The sequence below is a fragment of the Achromobacter anxifer genome (genome assembly GCF_903652925.1).
Classification (GTDB): Bacteria; Pseudomonadota; Gammaproteobacteria; order Burkholderiales; family Burkholderiaceae_B; genus Achromobacter; species Achromobacter anxifer.
Window position 1 is genome coordinate 203,831 of record NZ_CAHLAR010000006.1, and the last position, 20,641, is coordinate 224,471.

A 20,641-nucleotide genomic window follows, 5' to 3' on the forward strand; every position below is an offset into this window, starting at 1 on the left:
TGTTTTTCAGATGTGCTGCACGTCGATGATTCTTTGTCTGGTCTCTTGCGTGCGCGGCGCCCGGCTATACCGCCAGGTAGCCGCCATCCACCGGCAGCGACACGCCCGTCACGTACAGCGCCATCGGCGAAGCGAGGAACACGGCGGGTCCCACCAGATCTTCGGGCTGTCCCACCCGCCCCAGCGGTATGCGCTGCATGAAGTTCGCCAGGCGGGCAGGATCGTCGCGCGTGTACTGGGTCATCGGCGTTTCGATGACGCCCGGCGCAATGGCGTTGACCCGTATGCCGTCCGGCGCAAGATCGCGCGCCATGGCCTGCGTCATCATCTTCACGCCGCCCTTGGACGGCGAGTAGCCCAGCGTCGAGCCGACCCCGGCAAACGACGCGATCGAACCCACGTTGATGATGACGCCGCGCGTGGCGCGCAGCGCGCCCAGGAAGGCGTGGATCATGTTGAAGCTGCCATTCAGGTTCACATCCAGCACGCGCTTCCAGTTCTCGGCGGCGCGCGGGCTGTCTATGCCTTCGCGGATCAGGATGCCGGCGTTGTTGACCAGCACGTCGATCGGCCCCACCTCCAGCTGGACTTGCGCCGCAATCGCGGCGCACGCCTCGGGATCCGTCACGTCCAGCGCATGGCTCCAGGCTTCGCCGCCCGCCGCGATGATGGCGCTTGCCGTCTGCATCGCATTGGCGGCCTGCACGTCGGTCGCCACCACGCGCGCGCCCGCCGCGGCCAGGCCCAGCGCCAATGCCCGTCCGTTGCCCTGCCCCGCTCCCGTCACCAGGGCAAGCTTGCCCTCCAAGAGCCCCGCCGGCGCGGCGCTCATGCGGCCGCCTGCGCGGAGGCGTCTGTTGCCGGCATGTCTGAAGTCGGCTTGCCTGATGCGGACGCACCTGAGGCGAATGCACCTGATGCCGATGCGTCCGATGCCTGTACGCCCGATGCCGGTATGCCCGATGCCGGTACGCCCGATGCCGGTATGCCCGATGCCGATGTGCCTGCTGCGGCCTTGCCCGTGGCCGCGATGCTCTGGCCGGCGATGTAGCCGAAGGTCAGCGCCGGCCCCAGGGTGATGCCCGCGCCGGGATAGTTGCCGCCCATGATGCTGCAGGCATCGTTGCCCACGGCGTACAGGCCGGCGACGACCTGGCCCTCCTCGCTCAGGACGCGGCCCTCGCCGTCGACCTTCAGGCCGGCAAAGGTGCCGATGTCGCCGATCATTACCTTGATCGCGTAATACGGCCCCTTCACTATCGGCGCCACGCAGGGGTTCGGGCCGTGCAGCGCATCGCCCTGGTAGCGGTTGTAGGCCTTGCTGCCCTTGCCGAATTGCGGATCGCGTCCCAGCGCGGCCTCGCGGTTGTATGCCTCGACCGTCTGGCGCAGGCTGCCGGCGTCGATGCCGGTCTTCTGCGCCAGTTCGGCCACCGATGCGCCACGCGTCAGATAGCCCGTGTCCAGATAGCGTTTTATCGGCAGCGGGAACGGCGCGACGCTGCCCAGGCCGTATTTGCGCAAGGTCTTGTGGTCGCAGATCAGCCAGGCGCAGGTCTCGCCCTGGCCTTCGCACGCTCGCACCATCTCCTGCACGAAGTCGTGGTACGAGCTGCCTTCGTTGGTGAAGCGGCGGCCGTTGCGCGTCACGGCGATGACTCCCGGCTTGGCGCGGTCGATGAAGTGCGGCATGTAGCCCGGGCTGCCGTCCTTGCGCGTCACCACGGAAACCGGCACCCAGGCGGCCGCGTTGGGCAAGGCGGTATTGACCTGGCCGCCCGCGCTCTCGGCCAGGCGCAGTCCGTCGCCGGCGTTGCCCGTGGGCGACGGCGAGTAATGCTCGGTGCCGTTGGGCGCATGCGCGTACAGCTGCTTGCGGCGTTCGATGTCATAAGGGAAACCGCCGGAAGCCAGCACCACGGCGCGCGCGGCGCGCACGCGCACGGTCGCGCCATCGCGCTGCACCACCGCGCCGCGCACGGCGCCATCCTCGATGATGAGCGACTTGGCCGGCGCATTCAGCCACAAGGGCACGCCCAGCTTGAAGGCGGAGGCGGCCAGGCGGCCGGCCAATGCGTTGCCGTTGGTCAGCGTCATGCCGCGGCCATGCTTGGCCACGTCCAGGAAATGGCGCGTCAGGCGCTTGGCCACGTACCAGGCCGAGGCCAGCGAACGCGTGGCACGCATGAAGTGCACGATTTCCTTGCCCGAGCCCAGCATCATGCCGAACACGGTCAGCTCGGGCAGCGCGGGAGCCAAGTCGCGGACGTGCGAGCCGAGCTTGCGGCCATCGTAGGGCCGCGCCACCATCGAGCGGCCGCCCTGCTTTCCGCCTGGCGCTTCCGCGTGGTAGTCGGGGAACACCAGCGGCATGTCGAACTGCACTTCGGTGTTCGACGTGAAGAAGTCCACGGCGCGCGGGCCGTGTTCGAGAAACGCATCGACGCGTTCAGCGTTGTAGCTGTCGCCGGCTTCGTGCCGCAGATAGGCGCGCCCTTCGTCGGGCGTTTCATGGATGCCCTGGACCTTGGCCAGCGACGTGCCCGGAATCCATAACCAGCCGCCCGACCGCGCGGTGGAGCCACCAAAGCGCGGCTCTTTTTCAATGATCAACACCTTCAGGCCGGCGCTAGCCGCGGTGATTGCCGCAGCCATGCCCGACGCGCCCGACCCGACCACCAACACGTCGCAGTCGTATTGACGAGAATCTTCCACGTTGTCTCCATACCCTTAGGGCGACCTGCTCACGATCGCAGGATCGGGGCGGTCTTCTTATTCTTTCGACTGTAGATAAGGCATTTGATAATGTCAATATAGTTCGCGATTAGCGAAAGTACTAACATAGACAATCACATTCGATAAAAGAAAATGGCCACCACCAAGCCCAGCTCCGGCAAGCGCAATGCCGACTCCACGCCCGCCGCGCCCCCACGCAGGCGCGGCATCCAATCCATCGAAGTCGGCGGCAAGATCCTGCTGGCGCTGCTGGACCATTCGTCCTCGCTGCCGCTGGGCGCGCTGGCCAAGGCCGCCGGCATGTCGGGCGCCAACGCCCACGCCTATCTCGTCAGCTACGGCAACCTGGGCCTGGTCAGGCAGGATCCGAGTACCGGCGAGTACGAACTCGGACCGCTGGCGCTGCAACTGGGCCTGGCGGCGCTGCACCGGCTGGATCCGATCAAGATCGCCGTGCCGATGACGCGCGAGTTCGCGGAAAGAAGCGGGCAGACCGTCGCCATTGCGGTGCTGGGCAACCTGGGGCCGGTCATCGTGCATCTGCACGAATCCAACTACCCCATCCACGTCAACATGCGCACCGGCACGGTCATGTCGCTGACTAACACGGCGACGGGCAAGGTGTTCGCGGCGCTGCTGCCGCCGAAGAAGATCGAGAGCCTGCTGCACGAGGACTATCTGCGCCTGGGCGCGGTGCCCTCATTGGGCAAGACCGAAAAGTTCGAACGGACCTTGCGCGAGGTCCGGCAGCGCGGCGTCGCCAGGGCCGTCGGCGACCCCATCCCCGGCATCAACGGCCTGAGCGCGCCGGTGTTCGATTCCAACGGCAACGTGGTGCTGGTGATCACCGCCATCGGCGCCGCCGGCGTATTCGACGTGCGCTGGAGCAGCCCCCTGATCGACGACATCAAGCGCTGCGCCGATGCGATATCGGCCGAGCTGGGCTGGCAGAACCGCGACGTGCGCGCCACGCGCCAGGACTAGGCGCGACAGGCGGCAGGCCCGTGGCCGCCGGGCCGAAGAGGCTTCGCGCCGGCCAGCGCCAGACGACAAAAAAGCCGCAGCACGGATGCATCCGTGCTGCGGCCTGCGGTCTTTCGCACCGGCGTTGCGGCAACGCCCAGGTTCTTCAGCGCACCAGCACTTTGTCCAGCGATTCGGTGAAGCGCTTCGCGTCCTGGAAGCCCACCACGCGAGCGTCCGGCAGTTCCTTGCCGCCCGGCTCGAAGAACATGATGCCCGGCGGGCCGAACAGGCGGAAGCGCTTGAGCAACGCGCGGTCGTCGGCATTGTTCGCGGTCACGTCGGCCTGCACCAGCAGCATGCCCGCCATGCGCTGCGCGACGCCGGGATCGGTGAAAGTGAAGCGCTCCATCTCGCGGCACGACACGCACCAGTCGGCGTAGAAATCCAGCATCACCGGCTGGCGGCTCTGCGCCAGCAAGGCGTCCAGCTCGGCGTTGTTGCGCACGCGGGTGAAATGGACTTCGCCGCTGCTGGCCGCCGCGCCGGCGGGCGCGTCACCGCGCGCCGCCAGATGCGACAGGGGCTGCAGCACGTCGCGTCCGCCACTGGCCGCGCCGATGAGCCAGGCCGCGGCCGCCAGCGCCAGCAACAGGCCCACGCCCTTGCCGAACATGCGTGCCGAGCCAGCGCCTTCGGGCAGAGCGTCGAAGGCCCGCAGCATCACGGCGGCAACCACGGCCAGGAAAGCCCAGCCCGTCATCTGCACCCAGGTCGGCACCACGGGGATCAGCATCCACCAGGCGGTGGCCAGCAGCAACATGCCAAACAGACGCTTCACGCCGTCCATCCAGGGACCGGCCTTGGGCAGCAAGGCGCCCGAGGAAGCGCCCACAATCAGCAGCGGCACGCCCATGCCCCACGCCATGGCGAACAACGCCGATCCGCCCAGCACCACATCGCCGGTCTGCGAGATGTATAGCAGCGCACCTGCCAGCGGCGCAGCCACGCAGGGGCCGACGATCAGCGCCGACAAGGCGCCCATCACCAGCGCGCCCGTGTAGCGTCCGCCCGGGATGCGCGCCGAACGCTGCGACAGCCAGCCCTGGATGCCGGCCGGCATCTGGAACGTGAAGGCGTCGAACATAGCCAGCGCCAGCACAGCCAGCAGGATGGCGAACAGGGTCAGGATCCAAGGCGTCTGCAGCCACGCCGCCAGACCGGCGCCGCTCAGGCCAGCCGCCACGCCCAACGCGGTGTACACGACGGACATGCCAAGCACGTAGGTCGCCGCCAGCGCCAGGCCACGGCCGCGGGACGGCCTCGCCTGAGCGGCGCCGCCCAGCACGATGGACGACAGGATGGGAATCATCGGCAGCACGCAAGGCGTGAAGGCCAGCAGCAGGCCCAGCACCAGGAACACGCCGGCGGTCTTCACCCAGCCCAGCCCGCCCAGGGCGTCGGCCAGGCCGGTGTCGCCGGCATTGACCAGAGCGCCCAGGCCGCTCGAAGCGCTGGAGGCACCCGATGCGCCCGAGGCCGTCATGGGCCCGCCGGGTCCGGCCAAGGCATAGCCGCCCGCCACGGGCGTCAGCTTGACGCTGCTGTCCATCGGCGGATAGCACAGGCCCGCGTCGGCGCAACCCTGGCCGGTCAGCGTGAGCGTGAAGGGCTGTCCGCCCGCGGCCACCGGCACGCGGATCACCACGTCCTGGTGAAAGACCTCCATGTCCTTTTCGAAGGTCGGGTCGTACTTGACCTCGCCCTTGGGATAGACGGCTTCGCCCAGGGTGGCGGCGCCGATGGGACTGATGGTGATGCCGAAGCGCTCGCGGTACATGTAGTAGCCGGGCGCGACGCGGTAGCGTAGTTCCAGCGTGTCGGGCGCCGCCATCTGGGCGCTGAACACGAAGGCCTTCTCGGGCTCCAGGAACTCGGGTTCGGCGCGCGCGGCGGACTGCCAGCCCAGCAACAGCAGCATCATGGCCAGCAAGACCAGCCACTGCCTGAGGAAGGCGCGCGATGCGCGGGACTCGCGCCGGGGCGCGCCGATACCGGCTAGTTGCAACATCAGTCTCTCTTGTTCTGCGTGACGGCCGTCTGTTCACGCACCCAATCCAGATAGGGCGCGGCGCCGCCGATGACGGGCAGCACGATGATCTCGGGCACATCGTAGGGATGCATCTGCGCCAGGGCTTGCACTACAGCCTGGTGGCGCGCGTAGGTGGTCTTGATGTGGATGGGGATTTCTTCCGCCCCTTCGACCTCTCCTTTCCACATGTAGATGGACAGGCCCGGCGCGCCAAGGTTCACGCAGGCGGCCAATCCGTCTTCGACCAGGACATGCGCGATCCGCTTGGCCAGCAGCAGGTCGGGCGCATTGCTGATGACCAGCACAACGTCGTCATCTCGCAACATGGAGGCTCCTCGGAATACCCGTATGGGATGTAACTCGGGGTATTTTATCGGTATTGCGGCCGTCGCCCTGATCCGCCGGGCCTGAACACGCCGCCACGCAACCCGTTTTTGCCGAGGCAAGCATGTCTGATAACTGCCTGTTCTGCCGCATCGCCCGCCACGAGATTCCCGCGCACGTGGTCCACGAAGACGAGCGCCTGCTGGCCTTTCTCGACATCCATCCGGTGCGTCCCGGACACACGCTCATCATCCCCAAGCAGCACTACCCGTATTACGAGGACATGCCGGCCGACCTGGCGGGCAGCATCCTCAACCTGGGCCAGAAGCTGGGGCGCCACATGAAGCGGCTGTATAACGTTGAACGCGTGGGCTTCGCCTTTACAGGCATCCACGTGGCGCATGCGCATGCCCACGTCATCCCCATGCATCATCCGCAGGACGTCACGTCCACTCAGTACATCGAGCAGCAGGACCTGACGTTCAAGATGCCGGCCCAGCCCGCGGCCGAGGCTTTGGCCGCGACCGCCGCGCAACTGCGCGGCGAGCTGCACGCCTCGTAACGCGCGGCGGCAGCGCAAAAAAACAAGGGCGGGTCCGAAGACCCGCCCTTGTCGCTTATCGAGCTACCGAACTTATTCGGCGCTGTCCTCAGCGGCTTCATCGACTTCCGGACGGTCAACCAGTTCCATGAAAGCCATGGGAGCGTTGTCGCCTTGACGGAAGCCCATCTTCAGCACGCGGGTGTAGCCGCCGTTGCGGGCCGCGTAGCGCGGGCCGATTTCGGCGAACAGCTTCACCACCGCGTCGCGATCGCGCAGACGGGCAAAAGCCAGACGCTTGTTCGCGAGCGTGGGCTCCTTGCCCAGCGTGATCAGGGGTTCGATGACGCGGCGCAATTCTTTCGCCTTCGGCAGCGTGGTCTTGATCGCTTCGTGGGTGATCAACGAAACGGCCATGTTGCGGAACATGGCAAGACGGTGACTGCTGGTGCGGTTGAGCTTACGCAAGCCATTACCGTGACGCATGATAAGTTTCCTTTGAATCTAAAGATGGCGTTAGCCATCGGGTTGCCGGCTCTTCTATCAACCTGCAATCAGGCCGCGGTCCGGTAGAAAACGGTGCATTTTACGACGGTTTCGCAAACTGGCCGGCGCAAGGCCAGCTGCCTGCGGGAACCGCCCCCTTTTAGGAGCGGCACCCTTTCAAGACTTAGGGACGCTCCAGGCCCAGGGGGGGCCAGTTTTCGAGCTTCATGCCCAGCGTCAGGCCGCGTGCGGCCAGGACTTCCTTGATCTCGTTGAGCGACTTGCGACCCAGGTTCGGGGTCTTGAGCAGCTCGTTTTCGGTACGCTGGATCAGGTCGCCGATGTAGTAGATGTTTTCGGCCTTCAGGCAGTTGGCCGAACGCACGGTCAGTTCCAGGTCGTCGACCGGACGCAGCAGCACCGGGTCGATCTGCGGCGTGCCGCGGACCGGGGCTTCGTACGAATCGCCAGCGCCTTCCAGCGCGGCGAAGACCGAGATCTGGTCCATCAGGATGCGAGCCGACTGGCGCACCGCTTCCTCGGGCGAGATCACGCCGTTGGTTTCGATGTCCAGAACCAGCTTGTCCAGGTCGGTGCGCTGTTCCACGCGGGCGCTTTCAACGGCGTAGCTCACGCGGCGGACCGGGCTGAACGAGGCGTCCAGGACGATGCGGCCGATGGTGTGGGTGCGGTCTTCCGACAGCGCGCGCACGTTGCCCGGCACGTAGCCGCGGCCCTTCTCGACCTTGATCTGCATTTCCAGCTTGCCTGCGTCCGTCAGGTTGCAGATGGCATGGCCGGGGTTGATGATCTCGACGTCGTGCGGCAGCTCGATGTCGCTGGCCAGCACGGTGCCCGCGCCGGTCTTGCGCAGAACCAGGGTCACTTCGTCGCGGTTGTGCAGCTTGAAGACCACGCCCTTCAGGTTCAACAGGATGTCGACGACATCTTCGCGAACGCCCGGGATGGTCGAGTATTCATGCACCACGCCCGTCATCTGGACTTCGGTCGGCGCGTAGCCGGTCATCGAAGACAGCAGGATGCGGCGCAGGGCGTTGCCCAGCGTGTGACCGTAGCCACGCTCGAACGGCTCCATCACGATCTTGGCATGGTGCGTGCCGACCGGTTCGACTTCAATGGAGCGCGGCTTCAGGAAACCTTGAGTGGACATTTACTGTGTTCCTTTTCAATACCCTCGGCTCGTTACACCGATAAGGCTGATGGACAGGGTGAAACTTGAAACGCGGACGGCGCGAAAAACACCGGCCGATACTTACCGCAAAGCCCGCTCCGCCAAAAGGCGGAAAGCGGGCTGCTGCGGGACGTGCAAACGGGTCGCGAGACCAGCTCGCCGGCGCACTGCGAAGGTAGCGCCGGCAGGCCTGATTAACGCGAGTACAGTTCGACGACCATCGATTCGTTGATGTCGCGAGCGACGTCAGCGCGATCGGGGGCCGACTTGAACGTACCGGTCAACTTGGTCGTGTCGACTTCCACCCACTGGGGGATGCCGATGCTGGTGGCCAGGTCGAGCGATTCCTTGATGCGGCCTTGCTTCTTGGCCTTTTCGCGGATCGACACGACGTCGCCGGCCTTGACCAGCATCGAAGCGATGTCAGCCGTGTGGCCGTTCAGTTCGATGGCGCGGTGGCTCACCAGCTGGCGAGCTTCGGCGCGCGTCGAGCCGAAGCCCATGCGGTAGACGACGTTGTCCAGGCGCGATTCCAGCAGCTGGATCAGCGTTTCGCCGGTGTTGCCACGGCGACGCTCGGCTTCAGCGAAGTACTTGCGGAATTGCTTTTCCAGCACGCCGTACATGCGCTTCAGCTTTTGCTTTTCGCGCAGCTGCAGGCCGTAGTCGGAAGTGCGGGCACCCGAAGTGCGGCCGTGTTGGCCAGGCTTGGAATCCAGCTTGCACTTGGAATCCAGCGAGCGGCGGGCGCTCTTCAGGAACAGGTCAGTACCCTCGCGGCGCGAGAGCTTGCATTTGGGTCCAATATAACGTGCCATGTGGATTCCCTTTAGATACGACGACGCTTCGGCGGACGGCAGCCGTTGTGCGGAACGGGCGTGATGTCGGCGATGGACGAAATCTTGATGCCCAGCGCGTTCAGAGCGCGGACCGACGATTCGCGGCCGGGGCCGGGGCCCTTGATACGCACTTCCAGCGTCTTGATGCCGTACTCCAGCGCGACGCGGCCAGCCGTTTCAGCAGCGACCTGCGCGGCGAACGGGGTCGACTTGCGCGAGCCCTTGAAGCCAGCACCGCCCGACGTGGCCCACGACAGCGCGTTGCCCTGACGATCGGTGATGGTGATGATGGTGTTGTTGAACGAAGCGTGAACGTGCGCGATGCCGTCCGAGACGTTCTTCTTGACCTTTTTGCGCACGCGCGAAGCGCCGCTGGTGGAAGCTTTCGCCATAATCCAGTTCCTCGATTATTTCTTCAGGGACGCAGCAGCACGACGCGGGCCCTTACGGGTGCGGGCGTTGGTGCGAGTGCGCTGGCCGCGCACGGGCAAACCGCGCTTGTGACGCATACCGCGGTAGGTTCCCAGGTCGATCAAACGCTTGATCGAGAGCTGTACTTCACGACGCAGGTCGCCTTCAACCGTGAACAAACCAACATGTTCGCGGACGCGTTCCAATTCAGCGTCGCTCAGATCCTTGACCTTTTTGTCAAAGGGTACGTTTGCCGCTTCGCAAATCTTGCGAGCGCGCGTACGACCGATGCCAAAAATGGCGGTCAGGCCGATCTCGGCGTGCTGTTGCGGCGGAATGTTAATGCCAGCAATACGGGCCATGACTGTTCCTTGAATAAATCCGTTGCGTAGTCGCTAACCCGAGTTAGCCTTGACGCTGCTTGTGACGCGGGTCGGTGCAGATAACGCGCACCACGCCGTGACGTTTGATAACTTTGCAGTTGCGGCAGATCCGCTTAACCGATGCCATTACTTTCATGGTTGACTCCTAATTTTCCGTAATCCGGTTCCGCTCATTTCGAGCGGAAAACTATCCTGGCTCGCGTCAGATCATAGGGCGTGAGCTCCACTGTGACCTTGTCACCCGGCAGGATCCGGATGTAATGCATACGCATCTTGCCGGAAATATGGCCCAACACCACGTGGCCGTTTTCGAGCTTGACGCGAAATGTCGCGTTCGGGAGGTTCTCAAGAACCTCACCTTGCATCTGAATGACGTCGTCCTTGGACATTCTTTTGCTTACCGCATCGGCAAACCCGCGCCCTTGAAGTTAGCCTTCTTGAGCAACGAGTCGTACTGGTGAGACATCATGTAGGCCTGAACCTGCGCCATGAAATCCATCGTCACCACCACAATGATCAGCAGGGACGTACCACCGAAGTAGAAGGGAACGTTCCAGCGCATCACCAAGAATTCCGGCAACAGGCACACCAACGTGATGTAGATGGCACCCGCGAGCGTCAGACGCATCAGGATCTTGTCGATGTAGCGCGCTGTTTGTTCGCCCGGACGGATGCCCGGAACAAACGCACCACTCTTCTTCAGGTTGTCCGCCGTTTCGCGGCTGTTGAACACCAGAGCCGTGTAGAAAAAGCAGAAGAAAATAATCGCGACCGAGTACAGCGTGATGTAGAGCGGTTGACGAGGCGACAGGGCCGCAGCCAGGTCGCTAAGCCAGCGCATGTTCTCACTGCTGGAGAACCAGCTCGTGATCGTGGCCGGGAACAGAATGATCGACGATGCGAAGATCGGCGGAATCACCCCTGCCATGTTCAGCTTCAGCGGCAAATGCGAGCTTTGACCACCGTAGACCTTGTTGCCGACCTGACGCTTGGCGTAGTTCACCGTGATCTTGCGCTGTCCGCGTTCCACGAACACCACAAAAGCGGTAACCAGCACCACCAGAGCCACGATGAACAGTGCGGAAAGCACGGACATCGAGTTGGTGCGGACCAGGTCCAACAGTGCAGCCAGCGCCGCGGGCAGACCCGCAACGATACCTGCGAAGATCAGGATGGAAATCCCGTTGCCCAGACCACGTTCCGTGATTTGCTCACCCAGCCACATGACGAACATGGTGCCGGTGACCAAGGTCACGACGGTCGTGAAGCGGAACAGCATGCCCGGATCGATCACCAGTCCCGGCTGGGACTCCAACGCAACCGAAATGCCCACAGCCTGCACCAGCGCCAGCACGACCGTGCCGTAGCGGGTGTATTGGGTGATCTTCCGACGGCCGGCTTCGCCCTCTTTCTTGAGCGCTTCCAGCGACGGCACCACCACAGACATCAGCTGCATGATGATGGATGCCGAAATGTACGGCATGATCCCCAGGGCAAAAATCGAGAAGCGCGAGAGCGCCCCGCCCGAGAACATGTTGAACAGGCCCAGGATCCCGCCCTGGTTCTGACGGAACAAGTCCGCCAGCGCATCCGGGTTGATGCCCGGTACGGGGATGTGTGTACCCAAACGGTAAACCACCAGGGCGAGCACCAGGAACACGAGGCGGCGCTTCAGATCGCCGTACCGTGCTCCGGTTTTGCCCAATGCCTGCGCGTTAGCCACTCGTCACCTCGTGATCAAGCAAGCGAGCCGCCCGCGGCTTCGATGGCGGCGCGAGCGCCAGCCGTCGCGGTAATGCCCTTGAGCACGACCTTGCGCGAGAGTTCACCCGACTTGATGACCTTGGCGTAACGAACCGCCTGGCCAATCACGCCAGCGGCCTTCAGCACTTGCACGTCGACTTCATCGATGGGCAGGGCTTGCAGGTCCGACAGACGGACTTCGGCGAACAGGTGCTGGCCGAGCGGGGTGAAACCACGCTTGGGCAGACGACGCTGCAGCGGCATTTGACCGCCTTCGAAGCCAACCTTATGGAAACCGCCCGAGCGCGACTTCTGACCCTTGTGACCACGGCCGGCGGTCTTACCCAGACCCGAACCGATGCCACGGCCGACGCGGCGCTTGGCGTGCTTGCTGCCCTCAGCGGGCTTCAGCGAATTAAGTTGCATATCCGACATGGTGATTCCTTAGGCTTCCGAGACGGAAACGAGATAATCCACCTTACGGATCATCCCACGCACCTCGGGCGTATCGACCAACACGCGGCTGCTGTTGATGCGACCCAAGCCCAAACCGCGAACCGTATCACGGTGCGATTGCTTGGTACCGATCACCGAGCGCACGAGGGTCACTTTGATCTGCTTCTGAGCCATGATTTACCCCAGGATTTCTTCGACCGACTTGCCGCGCTTGGCAGCAACATCAGCCGGGGTCATGGAGGCGCGCAGGCCGTTCAACGTGGCGCGAACCATGTTGTAGGGGTTGCTCGAGCCCAGGCTCTTGGCAACCACGTTACGCACACCCATCACATCAAAAATAGCGCGCATCGGGCCGCCGGCGATAACGCCGGTACCTTCAGCAGCGGGCGAGATCAGCACGGTAGCGGCGCCATGCTTGCCAACCACGGTGTGGTGCAGCGTGCCGTTCTTCAGAGCGACCTTGAACATGCCGCGACGGGCCTGTTCCATAGCCTTCTGAACGGACACCGGCACTTCACGCGCCTTGCCCTTGCCCATGCCGATGCGACCATCGCCATCGCCAACCACGGTCAGCGCGGCAAAGCTCATGGTGCGACCACCCTTGACCACTTTGCTCACGCGGTTGACCGCGATCATCTTTTCGCGGAGGCCGTCATCGTTCTCTTTTTCCGCGGCGTTCTTGCCTTGTACTTTAGCCATTTGACAGATCCTCGCTTAGAACTTCAGGCCGGCTTCACGCGCGGCATCGGCCAGCGCTTTCACGCGGCCATGGTAACGAAAGCCCGAGCGATCGAAAGCGACCAGTTCGATACCGGCAGCCTTGGCCTTTTCGGCCACGCGCTTGCCAACCAGCGACGCAGCGGCTTTGTTGCCGCCCTGACCGGTTTGGCCGGCCAGTTGCGCGCGCACTTCGGCTTCGACAGTCGAGGCGCTGACCAGAACGCGATCGCCTTCCGGCGAAATGATGTTGGCGTAGATGTGCTGGTTCGAGCGGAAAATCGAGAGGCGATGAACGCGCAGCTCGTTGATCTTCCGGCGGGTCGGAACCGCACGACGCAAACGGGAAACTTTTTTGTCCATGATTCGTCCTTGCGTGCGCCGTTATTTCTTCTTGGTTTCTTTGATGACGACGCGTTCGTCCGAGTAACGCACGCCCTTGCCCTTGTAGGGTTCGGGTTCGCGGTACGCGCGGATTTCAGCGGCCATCTGACCGACGACTTGCTTGTTGGCGCCCTTGATGACGATTTCCGTCTGGGTCGGGCACTCGGCCTTGATGCCGGCCGGCAACTGGTGCAAAACGTCGTGCGAGAAACCGAGCTGCAGCTTAACGGCATCGCCTTGGATCGAGGCGCGGTAACCCACGCCAACCAGGGTCAGCTTGCGCTCGAAGCCCTTGCTCACGCCGGTGACCATGTTGGCCACCAGAGCGCGCACGGTACCCGACATGGCGTTGGCGTGACGGCTTTCGTTGGCGGCGGCAAACGTGAGCTTGCCATTGTCCAACGCAACCGTGACGTCGCCGGTCAGGGCTTGGGTCAAGGTGCCCAGCGGGCCCTTGACGGTGATCTGATCCTGCTTGATGTCAGCTTCGACACCCTTGGGCAGTTCGACCGGATACTTAGCGATACGTGACATTCGAATTTCTCCTTAGGCCACGTAGCACAGCACTTCGCCGCCGACGCCGTTGGCGCGAGCCTTACGGTCGGTCATGACGCCGCGCGAGGTCGAAACGATAGCCACGCCCAGGCCGTTCATGACCTGAGGAATGCTGGTACGGCCCTTGTAGATACGCAGACCGGGGCGCGAAACGCGTTCGATGCGCTCGATGACCGGACGGCCAGCGTAGTACTTCAGGGTGATCTCGAGCTCAGGCTTGGCCTGGGTGCCCTTGATTTCAAAGCTGTCGATGTAGCCTTCGTCCTTCAGCACAGCGGCAATGGCCGCCTTCAGCTTCGAGGAGGGCATGCTCACCGTAACTTTGTCCACTTGCTGCGCATTGCGAATGCGGGTCAGCATATCGGCGATGGGATCGCTCATGCTCATATTGTTTCTCCTACCAGCTGGCCTTGGTGATGCCGGGGATTTCACCCTTCATCGCCATTTCACGCAGTTTGTGGCGCGTCAGGCCGAACTTGCGGAACACGCCGCGCGGACGACCGGTGACCACGCAACGGTTACGTTGACGCGTCGGGTTGGCATTGCGCGGCAGCTGTTGCAGCTTGAGCCGAGCTTGGTAACGTTCTTCGTCGGTCTTCGACTGATCGTCGATGATCGCCTTCAACTCAGCGCGCTTGGCAGCGAACTTGTCAGCCAGCTTGGCGCGCTTGATGTCGCGATTGATGAGGGAAAGTTTAGCCACGTCATCAGCCCCTTAGTTACGGAACGGGAAGCTGAAGGCCGTCAACAGCGCCTTGGCTTCTTCGTCGGTCTTCGCGGTGGTGGTGATGCTGATGTTCAGCCCACGCAGCGCGTCGATCTTGTCGTACTCGATTTCGGGGAAAATGATCTGCTCTTTCACCCCGATGTTGTAGTTGCCGCGGCCGTCGAACGCACGACCCGAGATACCGCGGAAGTCGCGCACGCGAGGCAGCGCAACCGCCACCAGGCGATCCAGGAATTCGTACATGCGTTGACCACGCAGCGTGACCATGCAACCGATCGGGTAGTTTTCGCGGATCTTGAACCCGGCGATAGCCTTCTTGGTCTTCGTCACGACGGGCTTCTGGCCGGCGATCTTGGTCAGGTCGCCAACAGCGTGCTCGATAACCTTCTTGTCCGACACCGCTTCCGACACACCCATGTTCAGGGTGATCTTGGTGATGCGCGGCACTTCCATCGTGCTCTTGTAGCCAAACTTGGCTTGCAGGTCGGCAGCGACCTTGCTCTTGTAGAGATCTTGCAAACGAGACATGTCTATCGCCCCTTACGCCTTGGCGCCGACAACGGCACCATTGGAACGGAACACGCGAACCTTGCGGCCTTCGACTTCTTGCACGCCCACGCGATCGCCACGGCCGGTGGCCGGGTTGAACAGCGCGACGTTCGAGATGTGAATCGGCATGGTCTTTTCGACAATCCCACCCGGGTTGTTAGCCATCGGGTTGGCTTTCACGTGCTTCTTGACGACGTTGACGCCTTCGACCAGAACGTGGTCGGCATCGACGCGAGCCAGCACGGTACCGCGACGCTTCTTGTCGCGGCCGGTCAGGACGATGACTTCGTCGCCTTTACGAATGTTGTTCATCGTAGGGCTCCTTACAGCACTTCCGGGGCCAGCGACACGATCTTCATGAACTTCTCGGTACGCAGTTCACGCGTAACGGGTCCGAAGATGCGGGTGCCGATAGGCTCCAGCTTGGCGTTGAGCAACACGGCGGCATTGCCACCGAAACGAATCAGCGAACCGTCTTTACGGCGCACGCCCTTGGCGGTACGAACCACCACGGCATTGTAAATTTCGCCTTTCTTGACGCGTCCGCGCGGAGCCGCATCTTTGACGCTCACCTTGATGATGTCGCCGATACCGGCATAACGGCGCTTGGAGCCACCGAGCACCTTAATGCACATGACATGACGCGCACCAGTGTTATCGGCCACATCCAGCGTGGTCTGCATTTGGATCATGATTTTTCCTGTTCCAACTTAACTGGAAATACGGTTTTCCCAACAAGGGAACACTGCAATTCCTGCCAGTTTTGGTCCCGTCAGGTCTGCCGCCCTGCTTTTGTGTTGGCATGTCTCGAGCTTTAGCCCTACTCACGCAACTGGTTGGCAACGCAACGACCCTGGGTTGAAATCCTGCGGGTATTCCCCCAACACGTCGGGTTAACCTGCATAGGCGCGGGCCAACTCGATCGACAATCTGGGAAAGCTGATAATTCTAACGTGGTTAATTTTTGAGCGCAAGCACTTTGTGTGGATAACGCACAAAAGCCACGTTTCCCCCTGAAAGGGGGTAGACCGGAGCTATCCGCCCCTTATTTCTGGCGGTAGTAGCCCTTCTCCCAGGCGTCATGATTGGCCTTGCCGCGGCGGATTTCGTCCGTGAACGGGGCAGCCATGAGCACCAGGCGGTTCAGCCATTTTACCGGAGCGCTGCAGGGGCGCTCGAAGTCCACGAACAGCACGGCCCGCAGGCCGGCGGTGTCATTGTGGACCTGGTGGGGGTAGAGGTCATCGAACACCACGGCCCGCCCTTCGCGCCAGCTGTAGCGCTCGCCTCCGACCTCGATCCAGCATTGCTCGGCCGGCTGCGGCACCACCAGCCCCAGGTGCAGGCGCAGCACGCCGTTGTAGGGGCCGGTATGCAGCGGAATGCGCTTGCCTGCCTCCAGGATCGAGAAGAACGCCGTGCGGATACCCGGAATCCCTTGCAGCGCCCGGGCGGTGGCCGGACAACGCGCCAGGTTACGCTCGGAGCGCAGGCCGTAGCCCATGAACACGAAGGTCTTCCATTGGTCGTCCGACGTGATCTGGCCCACGTCGGGCGAGATTTCGTGGAAGGCAGGCAGGTGCTGGCGCTCGGAGAGCAAGCCCACCAGCTCGGCTCGGATGGCGGGCGCCTGGGCCTCGAGCGCGGCGACCCAGGGAAACTGGCCGTTGTCGAAAATCGGGCGGTCGCCGACCAGCGAGGCCCGGGCGATGCGGTTGCGCAACCAATCTATGAAGCGGAAAAAGGCGCGCGAGTAGAAGCTGGGCTTGCCGGGCGGACGCGCATCGACGGGTTGCACAATAGGTAGCCGGATGGACAGCCAAAGATGCATCATTTTGTCCATGCCGGGGCCGGCATGCAAGACTTGCCAGTTATATTGGCTCCAAGGGTCCGCCCGGCATTGGCCCTCCCCGCCGCCGCCCAGCTGGTTTAGACTGGCGTGGGCGACAGCGGTCGCTATCCACTCCTATATTTCGCAAGGGAAGACAGGCATGTATGAACAGTTGGCGCTGTATATCGACGGCGAATTCGTCGCCGGAGAGGGCAGGCGCACCCAGGACGTCATCAACCCGGCCACGCTGGAAGTGCTCGGCCAGCTGCCCCACGCCACCGAAGCGGATCTGGATCGCGCGCTAGCCGCCGCCCAGCGCGCGTTCGAATCCTGGAAGAAGTCCTCTCCCATGGATCGCTCGGCCATCCTGCGCAAGGTCGCGACCCTTTCGCGCGAGCGCGCCAAGGAAATCGGCCGCAACATGACGCTGGACCAGGGCAAGCCGCTGGCTGAAGCCGTGGGCGAAGTCACCTCCTGCGCCGAGCACGCCGACTGGCACGCCGAGGAATGCCGCCGCATCTACGGCCGCGTGGTCCCGCCGCGCAATCCCGACGTGCGCCAGATCGTGGTGCGCGAACCGATCGGCGTCTGCGCCGCGTTCACGCCCTGGAACTTCCCTTACAACCAGGCCATCCGCAAGATCGCCGCCGCCATCGGCGCCGGCTGCACGGTGGTGCTGAAGGGTCCCGAGGACTCGCCCAGCGCCGTCATGGCCATCGCCCGCATGTTCCACGACGCCGGCCTGCCCAAGGGCTGCCTGAACATCGTCTGGGGCGAACCCGCCAAGATCTCCGACTACCTGATCCGCTCGCCGATCGTGCGCAAGGTGTCGTTCACCGGTTCCGTGCCGGTCGGCAAGCAGCTGGCCGCGCTGGCCGGCGCCCACATGAAGCGCGTCACCATGGAACTGGGCGGCCACTCGCCCGTGCTGGTGTTCGACGACGCCGACATCGACCGCGCCGCCACCATGCTGGCCAAGTTCAAGGTCCGCAACGCCGGCCAGGTGTGCGTGTCGCCGACCCGCTTCTACGTCCAGAACGGCGCCTACGAACAGTTCCTCGCCCGCTTCTCCGAAGTGCTGAAGAACATCAAGGTCGGCGACGGCCTGGAAGACGGCACCGACATGGGCCCGCTGGCGCACGAGCGCCGCGTCCCCGCCATGAGCGCCTTCATCGACGACGCCAAGAAGCATGGCGGCAAGGTGGTGGTCGGCGGCGGCCCGCTGGACCGCAAGGGCTTCTTCTTCGCCCCCACGGTCGTGACCGACGTGCCCGACAACTCCATGCTGATGACCGAAGAGCCCTTCGGCCCGGTCGCGCCGGTGGTCCGCTTCACGGATACCGATGAAGTGCTGCGCCGCGCCAACAGCCTGCCCTTCGGCCTGTCGTCCTACGTGTTCACGAACTCGCTGCAGACGGCCACCAAGGTCTCCAACGGCCTGGAAGCCGGGATGGTCAACATCAACCACTTCGGCAGCGCCCTGGCCGAGACGCCCTTCGGCGGCATCAAGGACAGCGGCATCGGCAGCGAAGGTGGCCTGGAAACGTTCGACGGCTATCTGGTCACCAAGTTCATCACGCACATCTGACCTGGCTGCGACAAAAAAAGCCCCACAGGATTTCTGTGGGGCTTTTTTTTTGCCTCGCGCCAGCGCAACCGGGCGAGGCTGTCCGCGGCAAAGGGCCGCTCAGGAACTTGCCCGCAAATCGCGCGGCGTCATGCCGAAGCGGCGCTTGAACAGGCGACTGAAATGCGAGGGGTGCGAAAAACCCACCTGATACGCCAGCTCCGCGATGCTACGGTGGCTATGCTGCGGATTCAGCAGCAGCTCGCGGCACTTGTCGAGCCGCTGGTCGAATATGAAGGACTCCGCCGACAGGCCGCCAGCGCGCAGGATGCGGTGCAGGTAGGCCACCGACAGGCCGCAGCCCTGCGCCACGAGCTGCGGCGACAAGGCGGGATCCGCCAGATGCTGGCGAATGTAGGCCAGCGCGCGCTGGCGGTGCGCCAGCGTGACGCTGCTGTCGGATTCCGACGCGTGCCCCTGGCCTGACTGCACCAGGAACAGCACAATCAGGTCGATCAGCCGTTCGCCCAGCTCCGACGCTTCCACGTCCGACCAGTTGTCCACCCCCTTGAACAGGTGGTCCATGTAGCTGGCCAGCAAGGCGCCCCGCGGCGAACCATCATCAACGCGCAGCTTGTAGAAGGCGCCGATGCGGGAATCGCGCTGCGACAGCGCGCTGCGCGGAAACGACACGCTCAGGCTGCGGTAGCCCGCCACGCCCTGCGCCGTGGCCTGGTAAGGCAGGCTCTGGTTCATCAGGTAGACGCAGCCGGGCTCGACCTGGAACTCCCGCCCCCCCTGCTGCACGGCCAGGGGGCCCGCCAGCGGCAGGCCGAAGGTGTAGAACTCCTGGTCCAGGTGCGACACGTTGCCCGCCGTGCGTTCCAGCTTCTGTCCCTGGTAGTGCAGGTCGTTGAACTGCAGGCTGCCCCGGCGCGCGTAGCGCACATGTCCGGCAAAGTTGCCGGGCCGGCCGTGATGCACCTCGAACGGGCCGAACGCACTCGACAGCGCCGCGCGCCATGCGTCGCGCCGGTCGGCGCCGGCGCTGGCCGAAATGGCGAATTCCGTATCGGACATGGCTCGGTCTCCTTGGACGCGGGCGCCGCGGCTGGGCACTTGTGATCCTGCGTCTACATATTCTTGACTCACCCTGCACCGGGGCGTCCGGCGCCTTGAAGGCGCGCTTGGCGCAAGTCTATATTCAGCCCGATAAGCACACAACCTGGACTACCCGGGAGGAGACCCATGGCATCAGCGCCCGTAACGGCTGGCCGCCACGCGCCGGCTTCGCGCTATCTGCGCTGCGAAGGCCGCGAGCTGCATTACACCGAATGGGGCGCCCCGGACGCGCCGCCCGTCGTCATGTGGCACGGCCTGGCCCGCACCGGCCGCGACTTCGACGACCTGGCTCAAGCGCTGGCGGGCGACTACCGCATCATCTGCCCGGACGCGATCGGCCGCGGCCTGTCGCAATGGAGCGCCGACCCGGTCGCCGAATACCGGCTGGATTTCTACGCGGCGCTGGCCCGCGCCCTGGTCGACGGACTGTCGCTGCCCCGCGTGCGCTGGGTCGGCACCTCCATGGGCGGCGCCACCGGCATGCACGCCGCCGCCACCACCTTGCGCGACCGGATCTCGCACCTGGTCGTCAACGACATCGGCCCCGAGCTGCCGCAAGCCGCCATCGACCGCATCGTGGCCTACGTCGGCGCCCCGCCTGCCTTCGACACGGTCACGGAGCTGGAGACCTGGCTGCGCGTCGCCTACAAGCCCTACGGCTGGCAGAGCGACGAGCAATGGCGCAGGATGGCCGAGACCTCGGTGCGCCGTCTGCCCGATGGCCGCGTCACGCTGCACTACGACCCCGACATCGTCGGCCAGTTCAGCAACCATCCCGACGACTACGACCGCTGGAGCGGCTATGACTCGCTGCGCATGCCCCTGCTGCTGCTGCGTGGCGCCGATTCGGACCTGCTGCTGCCCGAGGTCGCCGACGCCATGACCCGCCGCGGGCCGCGCGCGCAACGCATCGATTTCCCCGATTGCGGCCACGCCCCCGCCCTCAACGTCGATCCCCAGATCGACGCCATCCGACAGTTCCTTGCCACGCCGGACCACACGGCGGCTGCCTGCCCCCAATAA

Annotated in this window: 28 protein-coding genes; 4 read left to right on the forward strand and 24 right to left on the reverse strand. The window is 64.0% G+C overall.

Annotated elements, in window-relative coordinates; genetic code table 11:
- Window positions 1–64: 64 nt before the first annotated feature.
- Window positions 65–832 (reverse strand): SDR family NAD(P)-dependent oxidoreductase, encoded by a 768-nt coding sequence (locus HWY37_RS20265; RefSeq protein ID WP_175205442.1) that lies wholly within the window; start codon window positions 830–832, stop codon window positions 65–67.
- Window positions 829–2,715: an FAD-dependent oxidoreductase gene (locus HWY37_RS20270; protein ID WP_281372243.1), complete on the reverse strand. Its 1,887-nt coding sequence runs from the start codon at window positions 2,713–2,715 to the stop codon at window positions 829–831. Before HWY37_RS20270 ends, HWY37_RS20265 begins: the two co-directional genes overlap by 4 nt.
- Window positions 2,716–2,868: 153 nt before the next feature.
- Here HWY37_RS20270 and HWY37_RS20275 point away from each other — a divergent pair, with 153 nt between their 5' ends.
- On the forward strand, window positions 2,869–3,720 hold the full coding sequence (locus HWY37_RS20275; RefSeq protein WP_175205441.1) for an IclR family transcriptional regulator: 852 nt from the start codon (window positions 2,869–2,871) through the stop codon (window positions 3,718–3,720).
- Window positions 3,721–3,865: 145 nt separating this feature from the next.
- Here HWY37_RS20275 and dsbD read toward each other — a convergent pair whose 3' ends face one another.
- Both dsbD and cutA read right to left on the reverse strand, forming a co-directional pair.
- Entirely contained in the window at window positions 3,866–5,770 is a 1,905-nt protein-coding gene (gene dsbD, locus HWY37_RS20280) for a protein-disulfide reductase DsbD (protein WP_175205440.1), read from the reverse strand.
- A complete protein-coding gene (gene cutA / locus HWY37_RS20285) occupies window positions 5,770–6,117 on the reverse strand; it encodes a divalent-cation tolerance protein CutA (protein ID WP_054457254.1) in 348 nt (115 codons plus the stop codon). The genes dsbD and cutA overlap by 1 nt, the downstream gene beginning before the upstream one ends.
- A 122-nt stretch (window positions 6,118–6,239) precedes the next feature.
- On the opposite strand from cutA, the gene HWY37_RS20290 reads away from it, so the two are divergent.
- Entirely contained in the window at window positions 6,240–6,677 is a 438-nt protein-coding gene (locus HWY37_RS20290; protein WP_175205439.1) for an HIT family protein, read from the forward strand.
- 72 nt (window positions 6,678–6,749) lie between these two features.
- Here the strand turns inward: HWY37_RS20290 and rplQ are convergent, their stop codons facing one another.
- From rplQ to HWY37_RS20385, 19 genes are all read right to left on the reverse strand, one after another.
- Window positions 6,750–7,142, reverse strand: coding sequence for a 50S ribosomal protein L17 (gene rplQ / locus HWY37_RS20295; RefSeq protein WP_006389635.1), 393 nt, complete (start codon window positions 7,140–7,142; stop codon window positions 6,750–6,752).
- A gap of 184 nt (window positions 7,143–7,326) precedes the next feature.
- Entirely contained in the window at window positions 7,327–8,313 is a 987-nt protein-coding gene (locus HWY37_RS20300; RefSeq protein WP_006216514.1) for a DNA-directed RNA polymerase subunit alpha, read from the reverse strand.
- Between the two features lie 215 nt (window positions 8,314–8,528).
- Window positions 8,529–9,152, reverse strand: coding sequence for a 30S ribosomal protein S4 (gene rpsD, locus HWY37_RS20305; protein ID WP_013397000.1), 624 nt, complete (start codon window positions 9,150–9,152; stop codon window positions 8,529–8,531).
- Window positions 9,153–9,163: 11 nt separating this feature from the next.
- On the reverse strand, window positions 9,164–9,565 hold the full coding sequence (gene rpsK, locus HWY37_RS20310) for a 30S ribosomal protein S11 (RefSeq protein WP_006216516.1): 402 nt from the start codon (window positions 9,563–9,565) through the stop codon (window positions 9,164–9,166).
- Between the two features lie 15 nt (window positions 9,566–9,580).
- Window positions 9,581–9,946 (reverse strand): 30S ribosomal protein S13, encoded by a 366-nt coding sequence (gene rpsM / locus HWY37_RS20315; RefSeq protein WP_008168996.1) that lies wholly within the window; start codon window positions 9,944–9,946, stop codon window positions 9,581–9,583.
- A gap of 43 nt (window positions 9,947–9,989) precedes the next feature.
- The gene (gene rpmJ / locus HWY37_RS20320; protein WP_003806928.1) at window positions 9,990–10,103 is read right to left on the reverse strand and encodes a 50S ribosomal protein L36; all 114 of its coding nucleotides are present in this window, start codon (window positions 10,101–10,103) and stop codon (window positions 9,990–9,992) included.
- 34 nt (window positions 10,104–10,137) lie between these two features.
- Window positions 10,138–10,356, reverse strand: a complete 219-nt coding sequence (gene infA, locus HWY37_RS20325) for a translation initiation factor IF-1 (RefSeq protein ID WP_003806927.1) — start codon at window positions 10,354–10,356, stop codon at window positions 10,138–10,140.
- Between the two features lie 8 nt (window positions 10,357–10,364).
- Complete coding sequence (secY, locus tag HWY37_RS20330) at window positions 10,365–11,690, reverse strand: preprotein translocase subunit SecY (protein WP_175205438.1); 1,326 nt, start codon at window positions 11,688–11,690, stop codon at window positions 10,365–10,367.
- A gap of 14 nt (window positions 11,691–11,704) precedes the next feature.
- Window positions 11,705–12,145 carry a 50S ribosomal protein L15 gene (gene rplO / locus HWY37_RS20335; protein WP_175205437.1) on the reverse strand — a complete coding sequence of 147 codons (441 nt, stop codon included), beginning with the start codon at window positions 12,143–12,145 and terminating at the stop codon, window positions 11,705–11,707.
- Between the two features lie 9 nt (window positions 12,146–12,154).
- On the reverse strand, window positions 12,155–12,340 hold the full coding sequence (rpmD, locus tag HWY37_RS20340; RefSeq protein WP_006216520.1) for a 50S ribosomal protein L30: 186 nt from the start codon (window positions 12,338–12,340) through the stop codon (window positions 12,155–12,157).
- A gap of 3 nt (window positions 12,341–12,343) precedes the next feature.
- Window positions 12,344–12,865 carry a 30S ribosomal protein S5 gene (rpsE, locus tag HWY37_RS20345; RefSeq protein WP_013397003.1) on the reverse strand — a complete coding sequence of 174 codons (522 nt, stop codon included), beginning with the start codon at window positions 12,863–12,865 and terminating at the stop codon, window positions 12,344–12,346.
- Window positions 12,866–12,880: 15 nt separating this feature from the next.
- Window positions 12,881–13,246, reverse strand: a complete 366-nt coding sequence (rplR, locus tag HWY37_RS20350) for a 50S ribosomal protein L18 (protein ID WP_013397004.1) — start codon at window positions 13,244–13,246, stop codon at window positions 12,881–12,883.
- A 21-nt stretch (window positions 13,247–13,267) separates the two neighbouring features.
- Window positions 13,268–13,801, reverse strand: a complete 534-nt coding sequence (rplF, locus tag HWY37_RS20355; RefSeq protein ID WP_175205436.1) for a 50S ribosomal protein L6 — start codon at window positions 13,799–13,801, stop codon at window positions 13,268–13,270.
- A gap of 12 nt (window positions 13,802–13,813) precedes the next feature.
- Entirely contained in the window at window positions 13,814–14,209 is a 396-nt protein-coding gene (rpsH, locus tag HWY37_RS20360; RefSeq protein ID WP_006216525.1) for a 30S ribosomal protein S8, read from the reverse strand.
- Window positions 14,210–14,219: 10 nt separating this feature from the next.
- The gene (rpsN, locus tag HWY37_RS20365) at window positions 14,220–14,525 is read right to left on the reverse strand and encodes a 30S ribosomal protein S14 (protein ID WP_006216527.1); all 306 of its coding nucleotides are present in this window, start codon (window positions 14,523–14,525) and stop codon (window positions 14,220–14,222) included.
- 12 nt (window positions 14,526–14,537) lie between these two features.
- On the reverse strand, window positions 14,538–15,077 hold the full coding sequence (gene rplE / locus HWY37_RS20370; protein WP_054457265.1) for a 50S ribosomal protein L5: 540 nt from the start codon (window positions 15,075–15,077) through the stop codon (window positions 14,538–14,540).
- 12 nt (window positions 15,078–15,089) lie between these two features.
- The gene (gene rplX, locus HWY37_RS20375; protein WP_006389623.1) at window positions 15,090–15,410 is read right to left on the reverse strand and encodes a 50S ribosomal protein L24; all 321 of its coding nucleotides are present in this window, start codon (window positions 15,408–15,410) and stop codon (window positions 15,090–15,092) included.
- Between the two features lie 11 nt (window positions 15,411–15,421).
- Window positions 15,422–15,790: a 50S ribosomal protein L14 gene (rplN, locus tag HWY37_RS20380; RefSeq protein ID WP_006216531.1), complete on the reverse strand. Its 369-nt coding sequence runs from the start codon at window positions 15,788–15,790 to the stop codon at window positions 15,422–15,424.
- A 353-nt stretch (window positions 15,791–16,143) separates the two neighbouring features.
- The gene (locus tag HWY37_RS20385; protein ID WP_175205435.1) at window positions 16,144–16,941 is read right to left on the reverse strand and encodes an aspartyl/asparaginyl beta-hydroxylase domain-containing protein; all 798 of its coding nucleotides are present in this window, start codon (window positions 16,939–16,941) and stop codon (window positions 16,144–16,146) included.
- 148 nt (window positions 16,942–17,089) lie between these two features.
- Between HWY37_RS20385 and HWY37_RS20390 the strand changes: the two genes are divergently transcribed.
- The gene (locus tag HWY37_RS20390) at window positions 17,090–18,517 is read left to right on the forward strand and encodes an NAD-dependent succinate-semialdehyde dehydrogenase (protein WP_175205434.1); all 1,428 of its coding nucleotides are present in this window, start codon (window positions 17,090–17,092) and stop codon (window positions 18,515–18,517) included.
- 99 nt (window positions 18,518–18,616) lie between these two features.
- Here HWY37_RS20390 and HWY37_RS20395 read toward each other — a convergent pair whose 3' ends face one another.
- The gene (locus tag HWY37_RS20395) at window positions 18,617–19,576 is read right to left on the reverse strand and encodes an AraC-like ligand-binding domain-containing protein (protein ID WP_175205433.1); all 960 of its coding nucleotides are present in this window, start codon (window positions 19,574–19,576) and stop codon (window positions 18,617–18,619) included.
- Window positions 19,577–19,744: 168 nt separating this feature from the next.
- On the opposite strand from HWY37_RS20395, the gene HWY37_RS20400 reads away from it, so the two are divergent.
- On the forward strand, window positions 19,745–20,641 hold the full coding sequence (locus HWY37_RS20400; RefSeq protein WP_176089722.1) for an alpha/beta fold hydrolase: 897 nt from the start codon (window positions 19,745–19,747) through the stop codon (window positions 20,639–20,641).